The sequence below is a fragment of the Streptococcus mitis genome, from assembly GCF_946190275.1.
In the GTDB taxonomy this organism is placed as follows: Bacteria; Bacillota; Bacilli; order Lactobacillales; family Streptococcaceae; genus Streptococcus; species Streptococcus mitis_DC.
This window is the reverse complement of sequence record NZ_CAMHZQ010000001.1, coordinates 70,256-87,637: the sequence shown is the minus strand read 5'-3', so window position 1 is coordinate 87,637 and position 17,382 is coordinate 70,256. Positions and strand designations below refer to the sequence as shown.

The 17,382-nt window shown below is 37.5% G+C and carries 16 protein-coding genes and 1 pseudogene; 8 read left to right on the top strand and 9 right to left on the bottom strand.

Translation table 11 applies throughout. From position 1 onward, the window contains the following. The first annotated feature begins 120 nt into the window (after nt 1–120). The 5 genes from pheT to rpsI all read left to right on the top strand — a co-directional run bounded on the left by pheT (nt 121) and on the right by rpsI (nt 5,926). The gene (gene pheT / locus N8M20_RS00410; RefSeq protein ID WP_261078626.1) at nt 121–2,526 is read left to right on the top strand and encodes a phenylalanine--tRNA ligase subunit beta; all 2,406 of its coding nucleotides are present in this window, start codon (nt 121–123) and stop codon (nt 2,524–2,526) included. A 237-nt stretch (nt 2,527–2,763) separates the two neighbouring features. Beyond that, a complete protein-coding gene (locus tag N8M20_RS00405) occupies nt 2,764–3,657 on the top strand; it encodes an ABC transporter ATP-binding protein (RefSeq protein ID WP_261078625.1) in 894 nt (297 codons plus the stop codon). Beyond that, nucleotides 3,654–4,853, top strand: coding sequence for an ABC transporter permease (locus N8M20_RS00400; RefSeq protein ID WP_261078623.1), 1,200 nt, complete (start codon nt 3,654–3,656; stop codon nt 4,851–4,853). Before N8M20_RS00405 ends, N8M20_RS00400 begins: the two co-directional genes overlap by 4 nt. Nucleotides 4,854–5,068: 215 nt before the next feature. After that, nucleotides 5,069–5,515, top strand: coding sequence for a 50S ribosomal protein L13 (gene rplM / locus N8M20_RS00395; RefSeq protein ID WP_050234169.1), 447 nt, complete (start codon nt 5,069–5,071; stop codon nt 5,513–5,515). 18 nt (nt 5,516–5,533) lie between these two features. Beyond that, a complete protein-coding gene (gene rpsI / locus N8M20_RS00390) occupies nt 5,534–5,926 on the top strand; it encodes a 30S ribosomal protein S9 (RefSeq protein ID WP_000075964.1) in 393 nt (130 codons plus the stop codon). A 110-nt stretch (nt 5,927–6,036) separates the two neighbouring features. Here rpsI and N8M20_RS00385 read toward each other — a convergent pair whose 3' ends face one another. The 6 genes from N8M20_RS00385 to N8M20_RS00360 all read right to left on the bottom strand — a co-directional run bounded on the left by N8M20_RS00385 (nt 6,037) and on the right by N8M20_RS00360 (nt 11,166). Further along, entirely contained in the window at nt 6,037–7,254 is a 1,218-nt protein-coding gene (locus tag N8M20_RS00385) for a tyrosine-type recombinase/integrase (protein WP_261078622.1), read from the bottom strand. 68 nt (nt 7,255–7,322) lie between these two features. Then, on the bottom strand, nt 7,323–7,583 hold the full coding sequence (locus tag N8M20_RS00380) for a helix-turn-helix domain-containing protein (protein ID WP_050271464.1): 261 nt from the start codon (nt 7,581–7,583) through the stop codon (nt 7,323–7,325). Between the two features lie 48 nt (nt 7,584–7,631). Beyond that, the gene (locus N8M20_RS00375) at nt 7,632–9,029 is read right to left on the bottom strand and encodes a Rep family protein (protein WP_261078620.1); all 1,398 of its coding nucleotides are present in this window, start codon (nt 9,027–9,029) and stop codon (nt 7,632–7,634) included. 371 nt (nt 9,030–9,400) lie between these two features. Beyond that, nucleotides 9,401–10,123, bottom strand: coding sequence for an ATP-binding protein (locus N8M20_RS00370; RefSeq protein WP_261078619.1), 723 nt, complete (start codon nt 10,121–10,123; stop codon nt 9,401–9,403). Nucleotide 10,124: 1 nt separating this feature from the next. Continuing rightward, complete coding sequence (locus tag N8M20_RS00365) at nt 10,125–10,703, bottom strand: hypothetical protein (protein WP_261078617.1); 579 nt, start codon at nt 10,701–10,703, stop codon at nt 10,125–10,127. Nucleotides 10,704–10,773: 70 nt separating this feature from the next. After that, the gene (locus N8M20_RS00360) at nt 10,774–11,166 is read right to left on the bottom strand and encodes a hypothetical protein (protein ID WP_261078615.1); all 393 of its coding nucleotides are present in this window, start codon (nt 11,164–11,166) and stop codon (nt 10,774–10,776) included. 306 nt (nt 11,167–11,472) lie between these two features. Here N8M20_RS00360 and N8M20_RS00355 point away from each other — a divergent pair, with 306 nt between their 5' ends. After that, nucleotides 11,473–12,993 (top strand): hypothetical protein, encoded by a 1,521-nt coding sequence (locus N8M20_RS00355; protein ID WP_261078613.1) that lies wholly within the window; start codon nt 11,473–11,475, stop codon nt 12,991–12,993. Between the two features lie 188 nt (nt 12,994–13,181). Here the strand turns inward: N8M20_RS00355 and N8M20_RS00350 are convergent, their stop codons facing one another. Next, nucleotides 13,182–13,559 carry a helix-turn-helix domain-containing protein gene (locus N8M20_RS00350; RefSeq protein ID WP_261078612.1) on the bottom strand — a complete coding sequence of 126 codons (378 nt, stop codon included), beginning with the start codon at nt 13,557–13,559 and terminating at the stop codon, nt 13,182–13,184. A gap of 130 nt (nt 13,560–13,689) precedes the next feature. On the opposite strand from N8M20_RS00350, the gene N8M20_RS10520 reads away from it, so the two are divergent. Then, nucleotides 13,690–15,411 (top strand): hypothetical protein, encoded by a 1,722-nt coding sequence (locus tag N8M20_RS10520; protein WP_314726157.1) that lies wholly within the window; start codon nt 13,690–13,692, stop codon nt 15,409–15,411. A gap of 385 nt (nt 15,412–15,796) precedes the next feature. On the opposite strand, the pseudogene N8M20_RS00340 reads toward N8M20_RS10520, so the two are convergent. Continuing rightward, nucleotides 15,797–15,910, bottom strand: a pseudogene (locus N8M20_RS00340) (tyrosine-type recombinase/integrase); the annotation flags it as partial. A gap of 48 nt (nt 15,911–15,958) precedes the next feature. Further along, a complete protein-coding gene (locus tag N8M20_RS00335; RefSeq protein WP_261078611.1) occupies nt 15,959–16,255 on the bottom strand; it encodes a cytoplasmic protein in 297 nt (98 codons plus the stop codon). Between the two features lie 767 nt (nt 16,256–17,022). On the opposite strand from N8M20_RS00335, the gene N8M20_RS00330 reads away from it, so the two are divergent. Next, on the top strand, nt 17,023–17,373 hold the full coding sequence (locus tag N8M20_RS00330) for a helix-turn-helix domain-containing protein (RefSeq protein ID WP_261078609.1): 351 nt from the start codon (nt 17,023–17,025) through the stop codon (nt 17,371–17,373). The last annotated feature ends 9 nt before the right edge of the window (nt 17,374–17,382 follow it).

Here is a 17,382-nt window from a genome sequence, read left to right as displayed (position 1 = left end):
GATTGAAACTTGAAACACAGTCCTAGTCATTTTTTCTCTATGGAGAATGGTAAGGACTGACTCGAAGAAAAAGAAAGGAATTGAAAAGGTCCCACGTGGTGGGATCTTACAATCAGAATTATGCTTGTATCTTATAAATGGTTAAAAGAATTGGTGGACATTGATGTGCCATCACAAGAGTTGGCTGAAAAAATGTCAACTACGGGGATCGAGGTAGAGGGTGTCGAATCACCAGCTGCTGGTCTCTCAAAAATTGTCGTCGGTGAGGTCTTGTCTTGCGAAGATGTGCCAGAAACTCATCTCCATGTTTGTCAGGTTAATGTTGGCGAAGAAGAAGCCCGTCAAATCGTTTGTGGTGCACCGAATGTGCGTGCTGGTATCAAGGTCATGGTGGCACTTCCAGGAGCTCGCATCGCTGATAACTACAAAATCAAAAAAGGGAAAATCCGTGGCTTAGAGTCACTTGGAATGATCTGTTCACTTGGTGAATTGGGAATTTCTGACTCAGTTGTGCCTAAGGAATTCGCAGATGGCATTCAAATCTTGCCAGAAAATGCCGTTCCTGGGGATGAAGTCTTCTCATATCTAGACTTGGATGATGAAATCATCGAACTTTCTATCACACCCAACCGTGCAGATGCCCTTTCTATGCGTGGAGTGGCTCACGAAGTGGCAGCCATCTATGACAAGGCAGTCAACTTTAAAGAATTTACTCTAACAGAAACAAATGAAAGTGCAGTAGATGCTCTTTCTGTCAACATTGACACAGACAAGGCACCTTACTATGCGGCCCGTATCTTGGACAATGTGACCATCGCACCAAGTCCACAATGGTTGCAAAATCTCCTCATGAATGAAGGCATCCGTCCAATCAATAACGTAGTGGACGTGACCAACTATATCCTGCTTTACTTTGGTCAACCCATGCATGCCTTTGACTTGGATACCTTTGAAGGGACTGACATCCGTGTGCGTGAAGCGCGTGCTGGTGAAAAATTGGTGACTTTAGATGGTGAAGAACATGACTTGGACGTGAATGACTTAGTCATCACTGTCGCTGACAAGCCAGTAGCCCTTGCAGGTGTCATGGGCGGTCAAGCAACAGAAATCTCTGAAAAATCTAGTCGCGTTGTCCTTGAAGCTGCTGTCTTCAATGGCAAATCTATCCGTAAAACTAGCGGTCGCTTGAATCTTCGTTCGGAGTCATCTTCTCGCTTTGAAAAAGGTATCAATGTGGCAACTGTTAACGAAGCCCTTGATGCGGCGGCTAGCATGATTGCTGAGCTTGCAGGTGCGACAGTGCGTAAGGGTATCGTTTCAGCAGGTGAACTTGATACTTCTGATGTGGAAGTTTCTTCTACCCTTGCAGACGTCAACCGTGTCCTTGGTACGGAGCTTTCATACACTGATGTCGAAGATGTCTTCCGTCGTCTTGGATTTGGTCTTTCTGGAAATGCAGATAGTTTTACAGTCAGCGTACCACGTCGTCGTTGGGATATCACCATCGAAGCAGACCTCTTTGAAGAAATCGCTCGTATCTATGGATATGACCGCTTGCCAACTAGTCTTCCAAAAGACGATGGAACAGCTGGTGAATTGACTGCGACACAAAAACTTCGACGTCAAGTTCGTACGATTGCTGAAGGGGCAGGTTTGACAGAAATCATTACCTACGCTCTAACAACTCCTGAAAAAGCAGTTGAGTTTACAGCTCGACCAAGTAACCTTACAGAACTCATGTGGCCAATGACAGTGGACCGTTCTGTCCTCCGTCAAAATATGATTTCTGGTATCCTAGATACAGTTGCTTACAATGTGGCTCGCAAGAACAAAAACTTGGCCCTTTACGAGATTGGAAAAGTCTTTGAACAAACAGGTAATCCAAAAGAAGAACTTCCAAATGAAATCAACAGTTTTGCCTTTGCCTTGACAGGATTGGTTGCTGAAAAAGATTTCCAAACAGCAGCAGTTCCAGTTGATTTCTTCTATGCTAAGGGAATCCTTGAAGCCCTCTTTGCTCGTTTGGGACTCCAAGTAACTTATACAGCAACATCTGAAATCGCTAGCCTCCACCCAGGACGTACAGCTATGATTTCACTCGGTGACCAAGTTCTTGGTTTCCTTGGCCAAGTGCATCCAGTCACTGCTAAGGCTTACGATATTCCAGAAACGTATGTAGCTGAGCTCAACCTTTCAGCCATCGAGGCAGCGCTTCAGCCAGCCGCTCCATTTGTAGAAATTACTAAATTCCCAGCAGTCAGCCGTGACGTTGCCCTTCTCCTTAAGGCAGAAGTGACTCACCAAGAAGTTGTGGACGCTATCCAAGCTGCCGGTGTGAAACGTTTGACAGATATCAAACTCTTTGACGTCTTTTCAGGTGAGAAATTGGGACTTGGTATGAAGTCAATGGCTTATAGCTTGACTTTCCAAAATCCTGAAGATAGCTTAACGGACGAAGAAGTCGCACGCTATATGGAAAAAATCCAAGCATCGCTCGAAGAAAAAGTGAACGCAGAAGTGCGTTAACTCATCAATCCATCCCCCGGGGTGGATTTTTTCTTTTCAAATAACAATTCAGGATTAAAAATGGACAGTTGAGGAGAGGAGGTGATAAATTGAGTTCGCTACTGTATAATGGATTTATCACTAAAAGTGCTCCAGACCGTATTTTATACAGCAATAGTCTTCTGAAAATGGACAAAAAACATTGTAAAGGCTATCAAAAGGGAGTATAATGAGTGAAAGACATTTCGGAGGTGAAAGATGCTAGAAGTAAGAAGTCTAGAGAAAAGTTTTGGACCCAAGCAAGTTTTGTTTGGTATTGACTTTCAAGCACGACCAGGTCGTATTTTGGGACTAGTCGGGAAAAATGGTGCTGGAAAAACAACAATTTTCCACAGTATTTTGAAGTTTTTAGAATATCAAGGAGAAATCAGTCTGGATGGTCAGGATATTCGTCAGGAAACCTACGCTCGGATTGGCTATCTACCTGAAGAACGCAGTCTCATGCCTAAATTGACAGTCCTTGAACAAGTTCGCTATTTGGCGACTCTAAAAGGCATGGATGCCAAGGAGGTCAAGGAAAAACTCCCTCAATGGATGAAGAGGTTGGAAGTGAAAGGGAAGCTGACAGATAAAATCAAGAGTCTGTCAAAAGGAAATCAGCAGAAGATTCAGCTCATCATTACTCTGATTCATGAACCAGACTTGATTATCTTGGATGAGCCTTTCAGTGGCTTGGACCCAGTTAATACTGAATTGCTAAAGCAAGTCATTTTTCAAGAAAAAGAACGTGGGGCAACCATTATCTTTTCTGACCATGTCATGACCAACGTCGAGGAGCTTTGTGACGATATTCTCATGATTCGAGATGGCCGTGTGGTCTTGCATGGACCAGTTCAGGATGTCCGCAATCAATACGGGAAAACACGTCTCTTTGTTTCAAGTGAACGAAGCAAGGAAGAATTGGAAAAACTTCCTCATGTCAAACAGGTGAGCTTGACCAAACAAGGCAGTTGGAAATTAATCCTAGATGATGAGAGTGCTGGAAGGGAACTCTTCCCAATCTTGACTCAAGGGCAATATATCGCAACCTTTGACCAGCAAGCGCCAACAATCGATGAAATCTTTAAACTAGAATCAGGGGTGGAAGTATGAGAAATATGTGGGTTGTAATCAAGGAAACCTATCTTCGACATGTCAAATCGTGGAGTTTCTTCTTTATGGTGATTTCGCCGTTCCTCTTTTTAGGAATCTCTGTAGGAATTGCCTATCTCCAAGGCTCTTCAATGGCTAAAAATGATAAAGTGGCAGTAGTGACAACAGTGCCATCTGTAGCAGAAGGACTGAAGAATGTAAATGGTGTTAACTTTGACTATAAAGACGAAGCAAGTGCTAAAGAAGCGATTAAAGATGAAAAATTAAAAGGCTATCTGACTATTGACCAAGAGGATAGTGTCTTGAAGGCAGTTTATCATGGCGAAACGTCGCTTGAAAATGGAATTAAATTTGCAGTTACAGGTACACTCAATGAACTGCAAAATCAGCTTAATCGTTCAACTGCCTCCTTGTCTCAAGAGCAGGAAAAACGCTTAGCGCAGACAATTCAATTCACAGAAAAGATTGATGAAGCCAAGGAAAATAAAAAGTTTATTCAAACAATGGCAGCAGGTGCCTTAGGATTCTTTCTTTATATGATCCTGATTACCTATGCGGGTGTAACAGCTCAGGAAGTTGCCAGTGAAAAAGGCACTAAAATTATGGAAGTCGTTTTTTCTAGCATAAGGGCTAGTCACTATTTCTATGCGCGGATGATGGCTCTGTTTCTGGTGATTTTAACGCATATCGGGATTTATGTTGTAGGGGGCCTGGCAGCCATTTTGCTCTTTAAAGATTTGCCATTCTTGGCTCAGTCTGGTGTTTTAGATCACTTGGGAGATGCTTTCTCTCTAAATACCTTGCTCTTTATTTTGGTTAGTCTTTTCATGTATGTAGTCTTGGCAGCCTTCCTAGGATCTATGGTTTCTCGTCCTGAGGACTCAGGGAAAGCCCTGTCGCCTTTGATGATTTTGATTATGGGTGGTTTTTTTGGAGTGACAGCTCTAGGTGCAGCTGGTGACAATCTCATCTTGAAGATTGGTTCTTATATTCCCTTTATTTCGACCTTCTTTATGCCATTTAGAACCATTAATGGCTATGCAGGGGGAGTAGAAGCATGGATTTCACTTGCTATTACAGTGATTTTTGCAGTGGTAGCAACAGGATTTATCGGACGCATGTATGCTAGTCTCGTTCTGCAAACAGATGATTTAGGACCTTGGAAAACCTTTAGACGTGCCTTATCTTATAAATAGAAGAGCCTCGCGAAAGCGAGGTTTTTTAGAGATGAAAAGAGTGGAATTCAGAAAAATATTTTTCATATCTATTGACTTTTAGGGGTGAAATTTGGTATTATAGTAGGCGGTATTGTTTACCCCATTTGAAAGGCCCCGGAACCTTCCAAATACTTTTCGATGGGAAGGAACACCCATCACCGTAAACAAAAATCGAACTATATATAGGAGAAATCATGAACAAAACAACATTTATGGCTAAACCAGGCCAAGTTGAACGTAAATGGTACGTAGTTGACGCAACTGATGTACCACTTGGACGTCTTTCTGCAGTAGTTGCTAGCGTACTTCGCGGAAAAAACAAACCAACATTTACACCACACACTGATACAGGTGATTTTGTGATTGTTATCAATGCTGAAAAAGTTAAATTAACTGGTAAAAAAGCAACTGATAAAATCTACTACACTCACTCAAACCACCCAGGTGGATTGAAACAAATCTCTGCAGGTGAACTTCGTTCTAAAAATGCAGTACGTTTGATCGAGAAATCAGTTAAAGGTATGCTTCCACACAATACTCTTGGACGCGCTCAAGGTATGAAGTTGAAAGTCTTTGTTGGAGCTGAGCACACTCACACTGCACAACAACCAGAAGTTCTTGACATTTCAGGACTTATCTAAGGAAAGGAACAATAAAGTATGTCACAAGCACAATATGCAGGTACTGGACGTCGTAAAAACGCTGTTGCACGCGTTCGCCTTGTTCCAGGAACTGGTAAAATCACTGTTAACAAAAAAGATGTTGAAGAGTACATCCCACACGCTGACCTTCGTCTTGTAATCAACCAACCATTCGCAGTTACTTCAACTGCAGGTTCATACGACGTTTTCGTTAACGTTGTAGGTGGTGGATACGCTGGTCAATCAGGAGCTATCCGTCACGGTATCGCTCGTGCCCTTCTTCAAGTAGACCCAGACTTCCGCGATTCATTGAAACGCGCAGGACTTCTTACACGTGACTCACGTAAAGTTGAACGTAAGAAACCAGGTCTTAAGAAAGCTCGTAAAGCTAGCCAGTTCTCTAAACGTTAAGAAACGGCTACAATACAGCATTTATCAACACTTCATGGTTCACACCATGGGGTGTTTTTTGATGTTTTTTTAGCAAAATTCACACCATTTTTCACACCAAATTCACACCATTACTTTTTAAGATTACGATAGGCAATCTCTCCAACAGCCATTGGAATGACATTTGAAGTGTTGACATAAGTCTTAGTTGTAATCGTGTCACTATGGGTTAGAGCTTCAGAAATAGCTTCAATAGACGTTCCAGCCTGTTTTGCTAATGTTGCTCCTGTATGTCGTAATTTATGAGGTGTAGCATGCTTAAGTTCTGGATGACGACGTTTGACAGATTTCATTTTATTATTGAGATAGTCAGAGTGTAGAGGGCTGTTAACATTTCCTTTCATATCGATATACGTAAAGACATACTGTTCATTGGATTGGATAATTCCAAATTTTGCTAGTTCATCTTTTTGCTGTTTTTTCCATTCTTTAAGTAAGTTAGTCAATTCAATGGGAATTCGGAAAGTTGTCTTTTTATTCCCTTTGGTAGACTTTGGATTTTTGTATTTATCTAAAGCTTGTACTAACTGAATTTCCTGATCACTTGTATTGATATGCCTCCACTGCAAAGCGTAGCTCTCTGATTTTCTATCTCCTAGGAAGAAGGTAGTATAGAACAAAACATAATCTTTGAATAGAATCTTTTCAGCCTCTAGATCTTTTTCAAAAGCTGTAAACCATGCTTGAAGTTCTTCTTGAGATAGGTATAAATCTTCATCTTTTTTAGATTTTTGCAACTTGATTTTCTTAGTGGCTTTGATACGGCTTATTGTTTTAGATAGGCGGTTTGTTTCGATATATTCTAATTCTTCCGCCCAGTCAAAGATAGAATTAACGTAGCTCCTGATAACTTTGAAATTTGCATATTCTTCAGCCTTTTGAGTTAATAGATTTAAAACAACTTGTTTATTTTGATTGAGAAACTCAATAGAGTAGTTACCAAGCATAGGTAAGATATGCTTTCTAAAGGCAATTTCTGTACCAGTTATGGTAGCTTGAGAAGGTGGTTTGGAAGTAGAAGTAGTCTGTCCTGCTTTGTAGGATTCCCACCAAACGTTTTTATAGAAGTCGGAAAAGAGTATAGAACCATTATTTTCTAGTAAGGCTGATTCTCCACTAAGAATTTTGTCAATCTTGTTTTGAAGTTCTAGTTCGTATTTTTTTGCTTCACTCCTTGTTTTGAACCGTTTTTCAATCACTTTCTTATCAACACCTAGTGAGGACTTAACTTCCTCAGGAATGTAGATTCGTAAGCGATAAGTTCCATTTTTAGTTTTTGTAATTGACATAGTATTCTCCTTTTTAATTGAGCTAGAAAAATACCGTGATTTCATTATAACAAACCACGGTAGAAATGCTACTGATTTTGTAACCAACGATTGATTTCTGTCTTATCAAAGCGAACAGTTTTTCCAACTCTTATATAAGGTAATCCTTGTTTAATCCAACTGTCGAGAGTATTGTTAGATATACTCAAGTAATTACAAGCCTGTTGTTTGTTTAAAAATGGACTATCAAGATTGCTATTGTTCAACCTATTTTCAATCTCTTTTTTGATTAGTTCAGCGAGTAGGTGCTGAATTTGTTGAACTTGTTCATCTGGTAAAATGACTTGCATGTATTCCTCCAATGTATGGTATAATAGAGGTATCAAGAGATACCCTATTTACTTTTCTTGATTATCTTCCACCTCGTCCTCGCTCGCCAAAGTTTCGGACGGGGTTTTTATTTTGTCGTATTCCCAGATATCCCATTGGTTGTTAAGTCCAATTTTTGAAACTAAAATGGACAGTAGTTCTTCTTTACTCTTCATTTCGTTGTCAGATGTGAAATCGTAAGATAGATAAACTTCATGTCCAACCTCTGGGATTCGTCTCCTATTGTTTGAGAATCTTTCAGGATGAGATTCTGCAAAAATAAGTTCGTCACTCGTACCTTTTACTGTTACCAATTGCTCGATTCTTCTAACGTATTGCGATAAATCTTCTTGGAAGTTTCCTTTAGTATGGTAAAAGAAAGTTAAAGGATGTTTAGAACTTGTGATAATGATGACCTTGGAAGCAGCTGTTTTGTTTTGATAACGTGCAGACACTGGACTGATACTATATGGATCCAAAACTTTTAACCAATCAGATGCGGTTAAGCTATCCCCTCGAACATCATCAAGTAGTAGGATTTCTTCTCCGTTTACTTCATCAAACATGTTAGTACCTGCGGTCAAGACTGACTGCCACTTTTGGTTATTTAGTTTTGCTAGCTGAACGATATCTTTAGTTAACTCTTTTGCAAACGTTGATTTTCCAAGACCAGATTTACCATAGATGAAAATGACTGTCTTTTTGAACTCTTTGTGTTCAAGTTCATATTTTACTTTGGCACTTTTAATTTCCCCAACAGTCCTAATAGCATCGTTTATTCTAACTCTATGCACTGTATACAGCGTGTGATATTTCTTATTAAGCAGAATTTCCTGTTTGGTGATATTCTCGTTCAGAATGTTATCAATTAATAAATCGATATCCTCATAACTTTGTTGAACTTCTTTTTTAGCTTTTCCTTTAAGCCAACTTTCTTTCCTTTCATGATAGACTTCTAAGTAGTCTTTACCTGCTAGAGTAACAACTTCATCAGGGCTATATTGATATTTATCTTTATCTTTTGCATGAATTAAGTAAGCTAACAAGTTATCGTAGCCATACCTTCCAGACTTCGCTTTTTCGAGATACTGTTCTGCTAATCCGATTTTTTCGGCTAAAGTAGATAGTGTTGCACCTTTTTTAAACTTGAGTAAAGCATGAATATGCGGTTCGGCAAGTTTAGTAGTTGTTTCTTGAAGTTTTTTGTCGAATGATACAGATGTGTCTTTGTCATGCTTAATTGCATATGCCTCAGAAACTGTTGCCACTTCACTAACTTTTCTAACAATCTCCTCAAGAATTTTTTCAATATTCTCGGATTTGATTAGTTCTTCATCCCAACTGTTTTTCCAAGCTTTGGATAAGAACTGTTGTGTTAATAGAACTGATGTTAAAATAGTTTCTTTTTTATTTGTATTTTTTGTCATAATAATTAAACCACCATTTCTAATTATTTTTTTAATTATTTTAGTGTTAGACTATTGACAAGCCCAGTCTAACACGCGTTAGGAATAATTAAAAAATAAATTTAGATACTCTTGGGGCTTTGCCCCAAACCCCAGCCTCTCCTGCCCGATGGATCCCCATCGAACCGAGAACGCTTGCCAGCTAACAAGGGACGGGTAGTATTTTTCTTCGCTTCACTCCTTGCCTTCGGCATCGTTACGCTTGAAAAATCTCCACCCTCTAGCCCTTGCAAGCAGTCATTTTTCTGCTGGTAATGTCGTGCCGACACCTATACCGATGAATCCCCTAGGTAAGGTCAGTGTCGCGCTAAACAAGTGTAGCAGAAAAAGCGCTAGCTATACCTTGAAAATAGCTCTTGCATTCGTTGATTTAACCGTTCCTCGTCTCTTACTTGAATAGTACGAAACATCTTGACAGATTCGCCCTCCAGTTGGAAATAGCCATATCCTCTAGGTTTTACTGAAACTTCATCCTTTTCCATATCAGGAAAAAGGAGTTGCCTGTTGTTTGTTGCTAGCAGAAAGCTAGTTGATAAGGATATGACACAATTAAAATTGTAGCGCCCCGGAAGGTCAGACATCAAGAAACGTTGACTAGATAAAACGATTCGCAAACCTAGGCTTCTACCCATACTGTTCATCATTAACATCTTAGAAAGTACTTCCTTGTGCTTTTTCTTGTCTGTTTGTTCTAAATAAGCAAGGAAAGCTTGCCACTCGTCGAAAATCAAGTAAAGATTATGTGAGTTTTTTTCTTGCTTATGAAGTCTATCCTCAAAGCGTTTATAGACTGTTTCGAATAGTTCTAGACAGTCAAAGCCTCTTGCGACATGGTCACTAGTCATTGAAAACATTTCTTCATCTGCTTTAAAGTCCAAAAAGTAAGCTTCAGCATCTGTATCATGAAATGAAATGAGACCTAGCAGTCTTCTCAAAAAAGTGGATTTTCCTGAACCAGACGGGCCTGCTATAATCCATGCGAAAAATCGGTTAATGTCAACGGTTGCAGGGGATGGGTGTCCCCTGTTGTTGACGTCAAAAACGTTTTTGATCATGCTAGAAGTCCTCTTCGTAACTGACTTTCGTCTGTCTTGTCATTCGATTGTATACTGCCTCTCCGCTCGTTTTGACATCGAATTTAGCAACCCAGCCAGAACCTGCGGTCAGTTCAACAGTTAGTACATCTAATGCAAACTCATTGGTGTATAGAGCAATAACACCTACAAAGTAGTTTTCTAATGACAATTGTTCATCATCATTTAAGTTGTTTGCTAGATAAACCCAAATATCTACACCATCAGTAGTGGCAGGATTTATAGTTTTTAACTGTAACTGCTGATATAAGTTTTGATTGAGATGATTAACTACGTTTTGTAAGACAGTAGCCTTTCGAGCTTGTAATTGCTCATCAATTGTCTTGTTTAGTTGCCAAAAAATTAACTCCTGAATCAAATTTTTTAAAATCTTAACTTGATTTCCCGATAATAAGAGACATTGTTCCCATATCTTTCCGTTGTTATCAGCAACTTCATTTGATAGTAGAAGAAACTGTCTCTTTAGATAAATGTACACAACATTCAAACCTTGCCACACAAGCAACGCAAGGATAAGATAGAAGAATATTTTAAATAACATATGTTCACCTCACGCATAGTAAGTAGTTATCATCTAAAGGAAGTAGATGATAACTCACTATGCTTATCACTTATTTCAATGAAATGTCACCAAGCTCAGCTACAAGAGCGAGTCCGACTGGTTGCTTGAGTTTGTCAAATACAAACGCTACATCATAGTTATTAAGTGTGATGTCAGCGTTAATCAAACTATCTAGGTTTTCGCTCTGATAGTTTTTCAACTTGACTTTAAAAGTTGGACAGTAGTCTTCTTGTCCAATACTTGCAAACGTCTCGTAGAGTTTCTTATCTACACACGTTAGAGATGCCCAAGCACGTTGGTCTTCTTGACCTTCGTTGATGATGCCATCGTTTTTGTCAACAACTTTTATTGTTGCTGACACTGTAACAGATGTTAACAAAGCATCTAAAAATGCTTTTGCACTGGTGTGGGTGCCCACAGTTAATTTTTTCTCTTTTGACATGTTTTTTCCTCCTGTCAAAGAATGCATGGTCAGCTTATCGCGAATGCTGACGAGTAAAAAGTTATAACTTTAACGACACAACTAGTATATCTTATTTTAAAATTGGTTGGAATGCGAGTTTTTTTAAAAACTCGCCTGCACAATCAAATCTGGTCAGTTTACTATCTGGCCAATCTACTAAAAGTTTTCAAATTGAAACAAAAATCCGACAAAATGATATAATTTAATAGTGATAGTTATCAATATAACTTAAGAATTTGAGTTTGAAAAATCAACTCGTATTTTATTTTAGATAGTAGGTGTATTATGAAACAATGTGATTATTTTATTTCTGAACTCTATCCTCAAAATATTAGAGTTAGAGATGTAGTAGATTTTTTAAAAAGTCAGATTAGTCAAGAAAAAGAAATCTCTTTTTCTGATTTATTACAGTGTAATGATATTTCTGAAAAAGAAATCTCTCTAGTAGAATTAGGAAACTTTTTAAATCAAAAAAAGTTGTTAGATATGAAGAGAGAGTTCTTATTAGAAAACTTTAACGTTATTATCAAGGAACAGTGGGCAAGAGATAAAAAAAATAACCATTATTCAAGACGAAATTTCTTAGACATATATTTTAAAGAAAAAGCGCCAGTTTCAGAAGATACTTTAACAAAATGGTGTAATAACGAACCAAAAAAAGATTCACAAAAATTAAAGTTATTGTTTGCTTTTGAGGAAATGTCTGTCGCTAGTGAAATGTTTAATGATTATTTTAGTAATGATTCATTAGAACGGATTCCAAAGGACTTGAGTAAAGACAGTAAGGGTGATTCACTTGAAGTAGCTGTGCTATCCGATATGTATAAGTTAACGGATTTCTTATTGCCTTCTTTAAAGAGATTGGATTACAGTGTGAGGAGGGATATAGAATACCAAATAAATAGAGAGGTGAAAAAGAGTTTAGGAACGAGCTTAAATCAAAATTCTTATAAAAAACAAATGACAATCATTAAGAGAATATTGAAAAATTTTTTAGATAATAATTCGAGACTGAGCAGAAGTCAATTCGAGGCCTTTTTAGGTGCATTAAAATCAGAGAATTATTTTTTCAGTCTGAATTATCCTTCCGAAACTGAACTTATTGATGAATTTCTTAATATTGCGAAAGAAGATAGTCTTGATGTGGATCGGGATGATATAAATTTAAACCTATATGCTTCTATAGAAGAACCAGCTTATATCATTCGTAAGAATAAATCTAAGGGATTAAAAAATCATAGACTCTACTTCAAATCTTCAAATGGAACTAGGAAGTATATACAAACTAAACTGCATGAGAAGAAAGTATTTAAAGATAAAAAGTTTGTACTAGATGGAAAAGGTAAGAAAAAAGTATTTAAAGGAGTATTACAAAAAATTAAAGAAAACGTTATATATGATGTTGTTAGTAATAAAAAACAATCTAATTGTCTAAATTTAGTTTATAAGTCAAATAGAGAAATATGTATTCTTTATCGTCAGTTACCAAAGTTCAGTAATAATAAGATAAAAAAAGGTAGAGGTATATTGAGAAATCGTAAAGCAATAGTAGATGTTGAATATAATCAATGGTTTTACATGATAAATTATTTTATAAATTACCGTTTAAATGCAAATGTAACGATAAAAGATAGAACTATAAAAATTAAGTTTAAGTCCCTATCAAAACATCAAAAAGAATATAATCATTTTTATATTTTAAAAAATGATTATATTCAAGAAAAGACAAATAAAAGAAATTTATTCAGTGTAATTAAAGAAGCTAATTTTTTTGCTAATATTCCTCTTGTAGTTAACGAAAAGTAATCACTTCATAAGAAATTGTTATTGACATCAGACTGCTATTATTAGTATTTCGATAAAAAAATCCCTCCATGAAACAATATTATGGAGGGATTTTATATATTTAGGGTAAATTCCCAAACTAAGTTCCACCGCTAGTACAAGTGGAAGTTACTTTTAGAAGTTACCTTTATATATTTAGAAAATATTTTTTACTTAATATTCTTTACAATTTCATTAAATGAAGATATAATTTTTCCTTGTTTCTCTTTGGGTAACTTTGTTAAGTTTTCGAGAAGTATTTCTGGGGAGTCTTCTCTCTCTGATTCATATGCTTGTAAATTAAAGAACTCTTTTCTTTCTGGATTATATGCTTGTAGGTTAAAGAACTCTTCTACGGTAATGCCTAATGCTTTGATTACTGATTCAAGAGTTTTTATTTTAAAATCATATTTCATATTTTCCATGTTTTGAATGGCCTTAATACCCAAGCCAGCTAATTCTGATAATTTCTCTTGACTTAATTTCTGTTCTTTTCGACATTCACGGATTCTAAATGCTATATGTTTTTGTAATCTATCGTATCTCATATTATGTACCATTCTACTATCTATTTTCTTTAAAAATAAGTATATTAAACTGTACAAAAGTTACAAAAGTATGGTAGAATGGTACTAAAGGTAAAAAATACACTGAAAACTATACAATAGGAGTTTAGATATGTTTGATTCTAAGTTAAAAGATCATGGGAAGATTAAGAAATTACATACGGGTGCAGTTGTATCTGCATTGGCAGTCACTATCGCATCCCTATCCCATACAGTAGGAGCAGAAGAAGTCGCTCCAAAACCAGTGAATGTGGAAGCGCCAAAGGCGGAAGTTGTGGAAACAACTGCTCCTGCGGTAGCGACAAAAGAAGAAGTTGCAACAAAAGAAGCAGAAGCTAAGAAAGCGGATCAAGAAGTAGTAGAAGCCAAGCAAGCGGTCAAAGATGCCAAGCGTGCTACAAATGAAGCAGATTCTCTTGTCAATGAGAAAACAGACGCTGTGAAAAAGGCGGAAGACTTTGCGAAGAAGGCAAGTCCAGCCATTATTGCAGAAGCAGAAAAAGAAGTTGTGAAGGCTGAGTCTGCTGTTCCTGCAAAAGAAGAAGCCGTTAAACAGGCAGAAACAAAAGCTACAGAAGCAAATCAAGCGGTATCTACGCAAGAAGCGGTTGTAGCAGAAAAAGAAGCTACACAAACTGAAAAAGAAAAAGCACTTGCAAGTGCCACAGAAGCGGTTCAAATCGCCACAGACGCGGTTAATGGCAAAGGCTTGGAAAATGCTAATGAAGCACAAAAAGAAGCCGTAGAAGCGGAAAAAACAAGCAAACAAGCGCAAACAGATGCAGAAACTGCTCTTACAGAAGCAGAACAAGCAAATCAAGCAACAAAAGCGCAAATTGAAGGTACAAAAGCAGATATTGCTACAAAAACTCAAGCGGTATCCGTTGCCAAAGAAGCACTTAACCAAGCAAAAACACAAGTTACTTCTTCAAAAGAGTTGGTTCAAGATTTGAAAACTGCTGCAAAAGAGCTTGAAACTCGCAAGGCAGAGTTGAAAGACGCAGAAGAAGCGCTCAAAGAAGTAAAAGCAAATCAAGCAACTGCACAAGAAGCGCTTGAAGCAAAAGAAAAAGTAGCCAAAGAAGCGAATAAGGCTTATGCGACAGCAAAAGCAAGTTACGAAGCAGAACAGGCTCGTCTTCAAGCAGAAGAATTGAAGAAACATCCTGTAACAGATAAGGGTATCCCAGAAGTCCGTCCAGCTCTTCCTGAGTTCGCACTTCCAACAACTCCATCTGTTCCAAGCACTCCTAGCGTTCCAAGCGCACCTGTAGCTCCTGTTGTCCCAACAACTCCACGTGTTGAAGTTCCTGTTGTGAATAACAATGGTGGGGTGATTGGCCAAGATAAAGCCAAAGTAGATGTAGTTGCCAAACAGAAAACGGAAACTAAGACTACAAAAGATTCTCAAGCTGGTAACTGGATTGAGTCAGCTGGTCGCTGGTGGTATCAGCACGAAGACGGTTCCTATACTAGCAACGGTTGGGAACAAATCAAGGGTACATGGTATTACTTTGACAGTACAGGCTGGATGCAAACTGGCTGGGTCAAAACTGGTGGCTCATGGTATTACTTGAATGAAACAGGTTCACTGGCTACAGGCTGGGTCAAAGACAATGACACATGGTACTATCTTAAAGAAAATGGTAAAATGGCGACTGGTTGGGTAAAAGATAATAATACATGGTATTATCTTGATAGCGCTGGAGCTATGAAAACAGTCTGGTTTACAGTTTCTGGTAAATGGTACTATGCCTATAGCTCAGGAGCTTTAGCGGTGAATACTACTACACCAGATGGCTATACGGTCAATGCCAATGGTGAGTGGGTATAAAAGATTAAATTGTAATAATAAAAAAGGAGAGCGGTTTGCTCTCTTTTCTATGTTTTTGTTAGGATATATATAAATTTTATATGGTGTGAACTTTTCGGTAAATTCTAGCTCAATTCGTGTATTTTTAAGGTAAAATTCACACCATTCAAATAAAATTTATTCAAATTAGATGAAAAAGTGTTTTCTGAAAAAGAGGGAAAACGTTGATTTTGAAGGGATATTAAAACTTATTCAAATAATAGTTTTTCCAACCAGGTCTTAAGAAAGCTCGTAAAGCTAGCCAGTTCTCTAAACGTTAAGAACCAGCTACAATACAGCATTTACAACACTTCATGGTTCACACCATGGGGTGTTTTTTTGATGATTTTTAGTAAAATTCACACCATTACTTTTTAAGATTACGATAAGCAATCTCTCCAACAGCCATTGGAATAATATTCGAAGTATTTACATAAGTCTTAGTTGTAAGGGTATCGCTATGAGTAAGAATTTCATAGATTCCATACTTTAATCCAGTTTTAGCCATTTTATTTTCTCCTTTATTTTGTTATTTCTTGAGTACTAGCTTTTCAGCAAAAATATTGAGAGCAGGTGCGACAGAATTTCCATTCAGCGAAGTATCCGATAGGAAAATAGGGTTAACTACTTCAACAAAAGCATCTTCTGGAAAGACGGTAGCTGAAGCAGGTGTGATTACGTGGAAGTCTCCGTGTTGTTCATTGTTTAGCACGTGGCGTTGATATTTGCCTTCTTTTCCGAAGACATAACGTGGCGCATTGCCCAATTTTTCGTAGTAAGCAGTGTCGATAAATTCTGGTAGCATAACAAGTGTTTCTGGGATCATAAGTGTTTCCTTTCTGAGTGTAAAATTGTACTTCACCTTGAGCAAAGCCAGTAAGCAGTGATTGGTTAGCAAATTTATTTAAAGCCTTTTGAGCTTGATGATAGAGTTGCCCTTGGAGTTGTTCCGATGAGGAAAAGATATCATAGGTGAAAATGTAGTTTTTATAGATTCGTTCACATTGTTGTGCGAAAAAAGTTAGTCATATGTTCTCCTTTATTGTAAAAGTAAAAAGCTACTAAGAAAATGGACTTAGTAGCTAGAGTAAATCTATCTAGTAAATTAGATAGAAAGCAGTAGAGAAAAGTTATTTGGTTGAAGGCTTCCTCCTTCACGGTGGCAACGTTTAGCAAGGTGCTTTGCATCAATTACCATCGCTTTCCCAGCCAATCTCATCAGGTAGTCATTGTCATACCCTTAAGATTCTTTGGCGAAGCAAGTTCACTTTACTATTCGGAAAAGTGCGAAAGTCCGAAATGCGTGGAAGTCCACAAAAATGTTTTAAATCTTCACTTCAACCATCAAATAGACTTGACTTTTCTTTCCAAAGCGTTTACAATAAGGGTACGAAGTTTAGTGTAGTTTTGGCAATCAGTCTTCTGGTTGTCAGACGCACTTTTTATTTAATTTTCAAAGATCGTGATGCTAAAAGTTAGCATTATTATTTTTAAAACCGATATAACCATTGGTTATATTTACGTTATATAACCAAAGCTTATATCTTCAAGAGGTTTTTAAAAAAAATTTTAAAAATTTTTAGAGGCTTAAAAATGGAATTTTCGGAACGCTTGAAAGAACTAAGAAAAAAGGCGAACTTTACTCAAGTTGAAGTGGCTGAAAAACTAGGAATTTCGCAACCTGCTTACGCTTCATGGGAACGTGGAGCTAAAAAACCAACACAGGAAAATCTCGTTAAAATTGCACAAGTTTTAAATGTGACCGTTGATTATTTGCTTGGCAACTCAGAAGAAAAATCAGATGAATTAGACAATATTGAATTGCTTTTCCGTATGAATTCAAAGGGATTAACAGAGGAAGAGAAGAAAATCTTTAAGAAGGAGTTGATTGAATTTATGGAAGAAAGAAAAAAATTATTTAGTAAGAGCAAAATAAAGAATTAAAAAATTAAC

Coding starts and splice junctions, on each gene's coding strand:
- pheT (WP_261078626.1), top strand. CDS start 121: ATGCTTGTATCTTATAAATGGTTAAAAGAATTGGTGGACATTGATGTG.
- N8M20_RS00405 (WP_261078625.1), top strand. CDS start 2,764: ATGCTAGAAGTAAGAAGTCTAGAGAAAAGTTTTGGACCCAAGCAAGTT.
- N8M20_RS00400 (WP_261078623.1), top strand. CDS start 3,654: ATGAGAAATATGTGGGTTGTAATCAAGGAAACCTATCTTCGACATGTC.
- rplM (WP_050234169.1), top strand. CDS start 5,069: ATGAACAAAACAACATTTATGGCTAAACCAGGCCAAGTTGAACGTAAA.
- rpsI (WP_000075964.1), top strand. CDS start 5,534: ATGTCACAAGCACAATATGCAGGTACTGGACGTCGTAAAAACGCTGTT.
- N8M20_RS00385 (WP_261078622.1), bottom strand. CDS start 7,254: ATGTCAATTACAAAAACTAAAAATGGAACTTATCGCTTACGAATCTAC.
- N8M20_RS00380 (WP_050271464.1), bottom strand. CDS start 7,583: ATGCAAGTCATTTTACCAGATGAACAAGTTCAACAAATTCAGCACCTA.
- N8M20_RS00375 (WP_261078620.1), bottom strand. CDS start 9,029: ATGACAAAAAATACAAATAAAAAAGAAACTATTTTAACATCAGTTCTA.
- N8M20_RS00370 (WP_261078619.1), bottom strand. CDS start 10,123: ATGATCAAAAACGTTTTTGACGTCAACAACAGGGGACACCCATCCCCT.
- N8M20_RS00365 (WP_261078617.1), bottom strand. CDS start 10,703: ATGTTATTTAAAATATTCTTCTATCTTATCCTTGCGTTGCTTGTGTGG.
- N8M20_RS00360 (WP_261078615.1), bottom strand. CDS start 11,166: ATGTCAAAAGAGAAAAAATTAACTGTGGGCACCCACACCAGTGCAAAA.
- N8M20_RS00355 (WP_261078613.1), top strand. CDS start 11,473: ATGAAACAATGTGATTATTTTATTTCTGAACTCTATCCTCAAAATATT.
- N8M20_RS00350 (WP_261078612.1), bottom strand. CDS start 13,559: ATGAGATACGATAGATTACAAAAACATATAGCATTTAGAATCCGTGAA.
- N8M20_RS10520 (WP_314726157.1), top strand. CDS start 13,690: ATGTTTGATTCTAAGTTAAAAGATCATGGGAAGATTAAGAAATTACAT.
- N8M20_RS00335 (WP_261078611.1), bottom strand. CDS start 16,255: ATGATCCCAGAAACACTTGTTATGCTACCAGAATTTATCGACACTGCT.
- N8M20_RS00330 (WP_261078609.1), top strand. CDS start 17,023: ATGGAATTTTCGGAACGCTTGAAAGAACTAAGAAAAAAGGCGAACTTT.